Origin of the sequence: Bacillus sp. AFS001701, from assembly GCF_002559405.1 — a bacterium.
Lineage (GTDB): Bacteria > Bacillota > Bacilli > Bacillales > Bacillaceae_G > Gottfriedia.
This window is the reverse complement of sequence record NZ_NTZO01000178.1, coordinates 1-7331: the sequence shown is the minus strand read 5'-3', so window position 1 is coordinate 7331 and position 7331 is coordinate 1. Positions and strand designations below refer to the sequence as shown.

The 7331-nt window shown below is 32.3% G+C and carries 10 protein-coding genes; 2 read left to right on the top strand and 8 right to left on the bottom strand.

Features of this window, described 5'->3' with window-relative positions; genetic code table 11:
* Positions 1 to 137 precede the first annotated feature (137 nt).
* The 7 genes from CN514_RS13115 to CN514_RS13085 are packed head-to-tail and all read right to left on the bottom strand — an operon-like array spanning position 138 to position 4622.
* Positions 138 to 881: a class I SAM-dependent DNA methyltransferase gene (locus tag CN514_RS13115; RefSeq protein ID WP_098232978.1), complete on the bottom strand. Its 744-nt coding sequence runs from the start codon at positions 879 to 881 to the stop codon at positions 138 to 140.
* Complete coding sequence (rsfS, locus tag CN514_RS13110) at positions 878 to 1234, bottom strand: ribosome silencing factor (protein ID WP_098232977.1); 357 nt, start codon at positions 1232 to 1234, stop codon at positions 878 to 880. Before rsfS ends, CN514_RS13115 begins: the two co-directional genes overlap by 4 nt.
* A 4-nt stretch (positions 1235 to 1238) precedes the next feature.
* The gene (gene yqeK / locus CN514_RS13105; RefSeq protein WP_098232976.1) at positions 1239 to 1814 is read right to left on the bottom strand and encodes a bis(5'-nucleosyl)-tetraphosphatase (symmetrical) YqeK; all 576 of its coding nucleotides are present in this window, start codon (positions 1812 to 1814) and stop codon (positions 1239 to 1241) included.
* Positions 1815 to 1851: 37 nt separating this feature from the next.
* Positions 1852 to 2142 (bottom strand): ribosome assembly RNA-binding protein YhbY, encoded by a 291-nt coding sequence (yhbY, locus tag CN514_RS13100; protein WP_098232975.1) that lies wholly within the window; start codon positions 2140 to 2142, stop codon positions 1852 to 1854.
* Positions 2136 to 2972 (bottom strand): shikimate dehydrogenase, encoded by an 837-nt coding sequence (gene aroE / locus CN514_RS13095; RefSeq protein WP_098232974.1) that lies wholly within the window; start codon positions 2970 to 2972, stop codon positions 2136 to 2138. The genes yhbY and aroE overlap by 7 nt, the downstream gene beginning before the upstream one ends.
* Positions 2973 to 2994: 22 nt before the next feature.
* Complete coding sequence (gene yqeH, locus CN514_RS13090) at positions 2995 to 4104, bottom strand: ribosome biogenesis GTPase YqeH (RefSeq protein WP_098232973.1); 1110 nt, start codon at positions 4102 to 4104, stop codon at positions 2995 to 2997.
* Positions 4101 to 4622: a YqeG family HAD IIIA-type phosphatase gene (locus CN514_RS13085; RefSeq protein WP_098232972.1), complete on the bottom strand. Its 522-nt coding sequence runs from the start codon at positions 4620 to 4622 to the stop codon at positions 4101 to 4103. The genes yqeH and CN514_RS13085 overlap by 4 nt, the downstream gene beginning before the upstream one ends.
* 260 nt (positions 4623 to 4882) lie before the next feature.
* Between CN514_RS13085 and sda the strand changes: the two genes are divergently transcribed.
* The gene (sda, locus tag CN514_RS13080) at positions 4883 to 5023 is read left to right on the top strand and encodes a sporulation histidine kinase inhibitor Sda (RefSeq protein WP_069035227.1); all 141 of its coding nucleotides are present in this window, start codon (positions 4883 to 4885) and stop codon (positions 5021 to 5023) included.
* A gap of 128 nt (positions 5024 to 5151) precedes the next feature.
* On the opposite strand, the gene CN514_RS13075 is transcribed toward sda, so the two are convergent.
* Positions 5152 to 5931 carry a phosphatidylserine decarboxylase gene (locus CN514_RS13075; RefSeq protein WP_098232971.1) on the bottom strand — a complete coding sequence of 260 codons (780 nt, stop codon included), beginning with the start codon at positions 5929 to 5931 and terminating at the stop codon, positions 5152 to 5154.
* 290 nt (positions 5932 to 6221) lie between these two features.
* On the opposite strand from CN514_RS13075, the gene CN514_RS13070 reads away from it, so the two are divergent.
* Positions 6222 to 6839, top strand: coding sequence for a GTP pyrophosphokinase (locus CN514_RS13070; RefSeq protein WP_069035113.1), 618 nt, complete (start codon positions 6222 to 6224; stop codon positions 6837 to 6839).
* The last annotated feature ends 492 nt before the right edge of the window (positions 6840 to 7331 follow it).

Genomic DNA, 7331 nt, shown 5'->3' with positions numbered 1-7331 from the left:
AGCGTGTAAAGGAACAATTTTGATTAAAAATAATTATACTGCTTTACTCCATTCGTAACAAAAATACAAAATTCAATTTTGTACGTCTAACAAAGTAAAAAACCCTTTTAGAAAAGGAATTTTCTTAAAAGGGTTTTTTATTTTTTCATTGCTGTAAAAAAGATTCGTTCAGAAGTATCATCTACAGCTTCATCGAAATCTGCTATGATTTCTTTCACTTCAAATCCAGTTTGATCTAACAATGATTTATACGTATTTATTGGAAAGGTTCTTTGATTGTGATACTCTTCGAAGCGTTCATATAAATCACGATTTTCTTCTTTCATAAAGAAAACTAAATCATGTTCAACACTTAATGGATGTTCCCCTTGGGTACAAGACCAGACTAAGCTTAACTCTGCATCATCAATAAAAAATGTCTCTTCACCAAAGATTTCTTCAATTTTATAAGGAGAATGTACATCAAATAAAAATAAACCATTATCTTTTAAGCTTTCATTTACTCTTATAAAGGTTTGTTTTACTTGATCTTCTGTTTCTAAATAATTAAGTGAATCACAGAAAATTGTTACACAATCTAATTGATCAAACCCTTCTAATTCCACCATATTTTGTTGAAAAAAAGGGATATTAACTTTTTCAATTTCTGCTTTAGCCATTGCGACACTTAACATTTCCTCAGATAAATCCACCCCGCTAATTGAATAATTCAATTTTGCCAATGAGATGGGTAATGTACCTGTTCCACAACCTATATCTAAAATTGAAGGCTGAAGCATTTCATATTTTTGAAATACATCTTCTAGGAATTGAACCCATCTTTCATATGGGACATCCTTCATTAATTGATCATACAAATACGCGAAGCGATTGTATGTCATGAAAGAAGCTCTCCGTAAACATCAAGAGAAGGTGCATCTCCCCAAAGTTTTTCTAAGTTGTAATAGTTTCTTTCGTCACGATGGAAAATATGAACGACAACGTCACCGATGTCTACTAAAACCCAACGAGCTTCGTCAAATCCTTCTAATCGTTTAACATCTTTACCATTTTGTTGAGCTTGATCTTTCACTTCTCTTGCAATTGCCTGAACTTGCTTATCTGAATTACCGTGACAAATAATGAAATAATCTGCAATTGCAGAGATTCCTTTCATATCTAATACAACTAAATCCTCAGCTTTTTTATCGTCAGCAGCATTTACAGCTAGCATCATTAATTCTTTTTCATTCATTCTTTTATTCCCCCTGACTTTTAACTTGCTTTAATATTGAGTTATATGTTTTAACCGTTAATGGGTAGACTGTTTGTTCTTTATCAATCAAAAATGTAATTGTATTTTTTAATGCAAATAATAAAGCCCGATCTAAATCTTGATCCGCTAATTCACGAGCTTCCTCTACTCCTGGAAAACTACGATTAGGTTCAATATAATCTGCTACGTATATTATTTTATCTAATAAATTCATCTCTTTATGACCACTTGTATGGTATGTGATTGCTTGTAAGATCTCTTGATCATCAATTCCATATTCATGTTCAGTAAGATATGCACCAACAGGAGCATGCCATAATTCTTTATTGTACTTTAAAAGCTTCAATGAAAGTTTATTTTCTTCCATAATTGATTTTAAGTCTTTAATCGGCATGCATTTTGCGACATCATGGAAAATTGCAGCTAGTTCTGCTTTTTTTACATCCGCACCGTACTTTTCGGCTAGTCTAACTGCAGTTTCCATCACACCAATAGTATGTGTAAAACGCCCGTTCGTTAGTTTTTCTTTTACAAGTGAAAGTGCTTTTTGTTTATCCATTAATCCGCTTCTCCTCTAATTAACGGTATTTTACATATTAAGGTAGTACGATTGTTTTATTTTCTTGAGACTCTTTATATAAAACAATTGTATGTCCAATTACTTGCACTAGTTCAGCGTTTGTACCTTCAACTAGCTGATCTGCTACATCGTAACGATCATCATCGCAATTTTGAAGTATACTTACTTTTAAAAGTTCTCTAACTTCAAGCGCTTCTGAAATTTGTTTAACCATATTTTCATTAACTCCACCTTTACCTACTTGAAAAATAGGGTTTAAGTGATGAGCTTTCGAACGTAAAAATCTTTTTTGTTTACCTGTTAACATTTTGTTCCTCCAAGTTTTCTTTCTAGTAATGAGTATGCATCAATCGTATTTGGAAAAATTCCCGTCCACTCTTGAAATGCTAATGCTCCTTGATAAATAAACATCGGTAATCCGTTTTGTATAGTCGCATTTCTTTCTTCAGCTTCTTTTAAGAATACTGTTTTAAATGGGCTATATATTAGGTCCGATACAATTGCATTTGGTGATAAATTAGTTAGTGCTAACGGCGTGCTATTTTCATTTGGCTTCATTCCAACAGAAGTTGTTTGAATGATAAGAGAAAAGTGACCTAAATGTTCTTCAGCATCTGAAATAGACATAATATTAACTTCATTCATCAGCTTACCATCTAGTAGATCCTCTGCTTTTTCTAACGTTCGGTTGGTGACTGTAATATGCTTAACACCTAAGTGCAGTAAACTATAAAGGATTGCTCTAGCAGCACCGCCTGCACCGATGATTAAAATTTTTTCATCTTCAATCGGATTTTTCAAAACATAAGATAAGCCTCTACAATAACCGATTCCATCAGTATTTTTACCATAAAGTTTTCCATTTTTATTGATGACAGTATTAACTGCCCCAATTGCTTTAGCTAATGGATCAATTTCATCTAAATACTGCATAATTTCTACTTTTAGTGGTGCTGTAACATTAAATCCTTTAACAGTTGAACGAAATTCTGTCATAAGTGATTTTAATTCTGTTATCCCAACTTCTTTAGCTGAATAGTGCCCTGAAATCTGATTAGCGCCAAACCATTCATTATGCATAGTTGGTGACATTGAATGACCAATCGGTTGACCGATTACATAATATTGGTCTTTCATTTCTCCCGCCCCCAAATTATTCTTATATAATAGAATTACGAAGAGTTACAGCTACACCTTTTGGTACATAAGCAACAATTTTAGCACCTGGTTCATTCACTGTGATCCATCCTAACCCTGAATAAACTATATCAGTTTTAGCATCTTTAATCATAAATTCATGCTTCACTAATTTAGGAAGCTCATTAATTTGTTCACCATATGGTGGGACTAATAATTCCCCAGCTTGTCTTTCATATAAATCATCAGCATTTTCTTGTTTAGTACGATGAATTGCTAATTCGTTTGAGAAGTGACAAGTAAAAGAACGTCTTCCACCCTCTAAATAATCAAAACGAGCTAATCCCCCAAAGAATAATGTTTGTCCTTCATTTAATTGATAAACCATAGGCTTAATTTCTTTTTTCGGTGTAATAATCTTTAAACCTTTTTTATCAACGAAATGAGCCATTTGATGATGATTAATAATACCTGGTGTATCAATTAGATCACTCTGTTCATCAAGTGGGATTTGAATCATATCAAGTGTTGTACCCGGAAAATGCGATGTTGTAATGATATTACTATTTTCTTCACTATAACGTTTAATCATCGTATTGATAAATGTTGATTTCCCAACATTTGTACAACCTACTACGTATACATCCTTACCTTCACGATGCTTTTCAATACTTTCAGCTAATTCGTCTATACCAGTGCCTTTTACTGCACTAATTAAATGAACACCTGCAGGTTTAAGTCCCCAACGTTTTGCAGTTCCGCTCATCCATTGCGTAAGCTTATTTTTCTTAACTGACTTCGGAATTAAATCTGCCTTATTTCCAACTAATAATATTTTGTTGTTTCCAACGAATCGATTAATTCCATTTAACCAGCTACCAGAAAAATCAAAAACATCAACTACTTTAATAACAAGACAATCCTTAGAACCTATCCCATTTAAGATACGAATAAAGTCAGAGTCAGTCAACTCTACATCTTGAATCTCATTATAGTTTTTTAGACGGAAACAACGTTGGCAAATGATCTCTTCTTTTTCTAATGAAGATGGAGGTGCATATCCAAGCTTGTTCTTATCCTCTGTTTGAATTTCAACTCCACAACCAATACATCTAACTTCTGTATTACTCACTTTTTATCCTCCCATTGTAGCAATCCTTGCTTCCTTAAGGATGAAAGAATTCTACGTTCTACCATTCGATTAAATCTTGTCCAAATTCCATCTGTACTTGCAACCGGAACAACTAAAATTGTATGAATTCCTTGACGATTACCACCAAATACGTCTGTAAGCAATTGATCTCCAATCATCACGACTTCATTTGGCTTTAAATTCATTTGTTTATATGCTTTTTTATATGATATAGCGAGTGGCTTACGCGCACGATGAATGAATGGAATTCCTAAAGGATCACAAAACTTTCCAACACGCTCAGCATTGTTATTCGATACAACTGTAATTTTAATCCCTGCATCATCCATGCTTTTAAACCATTTCGTTAGCTCTGGAGTAGCTAATGGACGGTCCCACTCTACTAACGTGTTATCTAAATCAGTAATGATCCCTTTTATTCCTAAGCCTTTTAAATGCTCAGGCGTAATTGCATAAACATTATTAACAGTTTCACTCGGTAAAAATTTATTAAACATTATTACACCTCAATATATTCTTAAAATCGTTCGACAAATAACTACAATCATTCTAACTGTGGATAAATCTTATACACATTATCCTTAGTCCAAGAACCTACCTTTTCAGAATATATAAACAATTTACCCACAACTTATCCACCTATTTCTGTGGATAAACGAACGATTGTTCTATTTTTAAAAATTTGATACATTAAGTTTACGAAGAAATTCAAAAAACTTTTCTCACTCGGAGGTGAATGCCCAACCGGGCAAATAATATGTACAAATTAAATGATGAGTTGTTACTTGAGTCCTACAAAAAAGCTTTAGGTTTACAGCTTGATCCTGCCTTCATTTATTTAATTGAAAAAGAAATTAAACGAAGAGGTCTAGATTACTATATAAAAAAAACATCTTAAACATTTTTATTATTTTCAATATATGCAAATAATACAAGTGAAATTAAAATACAAGCACTCTTTACAATAACAGAAAAAGAACCATCTTTCTATACGATGGCCCTCATTTCGTGAAAAAAAGTGCATACTTAGTGTAATTTACCAAGATTTTGACCAACTCTGATCGCTTGGCCAGATTGAAGTTTCAAATTTGGTGAAAAACTATTAGCTTCAAAAAGTAATACAACTGTAGAACCGAAAGAAAAATACCCTACTTCTTCACCTTTTTTCAAACGCTTTTCTTTTTTGGTTACTACGATTGTGTTAACAAACATTGCACCAACTTTAATCATCGCGACATGTTTATTGTTTTCAGAGCATAGTACTTCTGAAATAACTCGATAATTTTTTGAAAGTGGATCTTTACCATACGTTAATCCTGCTTTATTCACTGGATAAGATTTAGCACCTAACTCGAATTGTGATACAATTTCGCCTTCGATCGGGCTATGTATACGATGGTAATGGCTAGGACTTAAATACAAGACCATATAATAACCCTCATCATATTTATCTGCCATTTCCTTTGAACCTAACATCTCAATAATGCTATATGTCTTTCCTTTAACGACAAATTTAATATCCATCTCAATTTTCCCACATGACTCTAACACACCATCTACCGGACAAGCTAATTCACTTTCTCCAGCATGAATTGGTCTAGCATTTTGCTTTAGTTCTCTAGTAAACAAAGCATGTAAAGTAGGAAAAACAGTCTCTTTACTCTCATCCATATTTAAATTAAACGCTTTAATATAAGGATTAATAAAAAACCTACTAAATCTAGAAGTAGCAAGCCTACGCAAAAGACCCGAAGTAAAACGATTATTCGTCAACTCTATAAACAAACGATAAAAACTCTGTTTCATCAATGTACTCCTAACTAAAATTATATATATAAATTTATAACATATTATTCCAAAACTAACAAAACCCTAAATGTCTTACTGTAGCTGCTATAAATTGTTTATTCTTCTAATATAACTTGTACTCTCTACTTCTTTGATCCTTGTCTAATGATCCTGCCATTGCTACCCTTTTACCTAAATCAATTAAAATCCCTGTATTTTACTTGTCACTAACTGTTCACCAAGATTTCACACTGAGTTCACATTAAGCTGGTACAATTACTGATGTAATATACATTAGGAGGTTGCCTATGTTGAAAGATCAAAGCTTAGGTGAATGGACTAACACACTTTTAATATATAAATTTGCGTTAGATGAAATCAATACTAAAATTAGAATTTTAAATGAAGAATTTACTTTAACTCATAATCATAATCCAATAGAACACGTAAAATCACGCTTAAAAAAACCTGACAGTATAATAGAAAAGCTTGAGCGAAAAGGTTTAGAACTTACCCAATATAATTTGGAAAATTATATGAGTGATATAGCTGGAGTTCGTATTAGTTGTTCATTTATTAGTGATATTTATATGATTTATGAACTATTAAAACAACAAGACGATATCCATATAATAGAAATAAAAGATTATATAAAAAACCCAAAACCAAATGGCTATAAAAGCTTTCATATGATTATTGAAATTCCAATTTTCCTTGCTTCTGAAACGAAAAGAGTAAAAGTTGAAATCCAAATTAGAACAGTTGCAATGGATTTCTGGGCAAGCCTAGAACACAAGATTTTTTATAAATACAATAAAAAGGTCCCAAAAGCAATTATCGAAAGTCTGAACGAAGCTTCCGCAACTGTAAATTCATTAGACTATAAAATGGAAATGATTAGAGATCAGGTAGAACAGTTGAACTGATTTGCGCAGGAGTTTGATAACGAACTTAAGAAAACAAAGTATATTAGCATACCTTGTTTTCAGAGTGTTGAAATATAAAACGGTTTATAGAGAAAACAAAATTAAGTGGAACATTAATGATGTTAAAATTCATTTTTTTATTTATTACCGATTAACGATTTTAAATGTTAAAGTGTTTCAACAATTTTAATATTCCAACAAACTATCGTAATTGTTTTTTCGGAAATTAAAAATATTAAGAGCAAATTTTAGATAGATAGTTTTAAATGATTAGTTTATAAGGTGATGATCAATCTCAATTGACTTACAAACTGATAATATTCTGTTATGTTACACTAAGTAAAGGATATTAAATTAGGTTTTTATCGTAAACTTTTTTTGATGAATTAGTTGATTGGAATGGAGGGATGCTCGACTCCTATGGGATATGCGGGAAGGCTGAGACCCCGCAGGCGCGCCGAGGAGGCTCAGGTCTCGCCCCATGGAAAGCGA

Excerpts from the sequence above, each read along its gene's own strand:
- sda (WP_069035227.1), top strand. The coding sequence starts at position 4,883 with ATGTACAAATTAAATGATGAGTTGTTACTTGAGTCCTACAAAAAAGCT.
- CN514_RS13115 (WP_098232978.1), bottom strand. The coding sequence starts at position 881 with ATGACATACAATCGCTTCGCGTATTTGTATGATCAATTAATGAAGGAT.
- rsfS (WP_098232977.1), bottom strand. The coding sequence starts at position 1,234 with ATGAATGAAAAAGAATTAATGATGCTAGCTGTAAATGCTGCTGACGAT.
- CN514_RS13085 (WP_098232972.1), bottom strand. The coding sequence starts at position 4,622 with ATGTTTAATAAATTTTTACCGAGTGAAACTGTTAATAATGTTTATGCA.
- aroE (WP_098232974.1), bottom strand. The coding sequence starts at position 2,972 with ATGAAAGACCAATATTATGTAATCGGTCAACCGATTGGTCATTCAATG.
- yqeK (WP_098232976.1), bottom strand. The coding sequence starts at position 1,814 with ATGGATAAACAAAAAGCACTTTCACTTGTAAAAGAAAAACTAACGAAC.
- CN514_RS13075 (WP_098232971.1), bottom strand. The coding sequence starts at position 5,931 with ATGAAACAGAGTTTTTATCGTTTGTTTATAGAGTTGACGAATAATCGT.
- yhbY (WP_098232975.1), bottom strand. The coding sequence starts at position 2,142 with ATGTTAACAGGTAAACAAAAAAGATTTTTACGTTCGAAAGCTCATCAC.
- CN514_RS13070 (WP_069035113.1), top strand. The coding sequence starts at position 6,222 with ATGTTGAAAGATCAAAGCTTAGGTGAATGGACTAACACACTTTTAATA.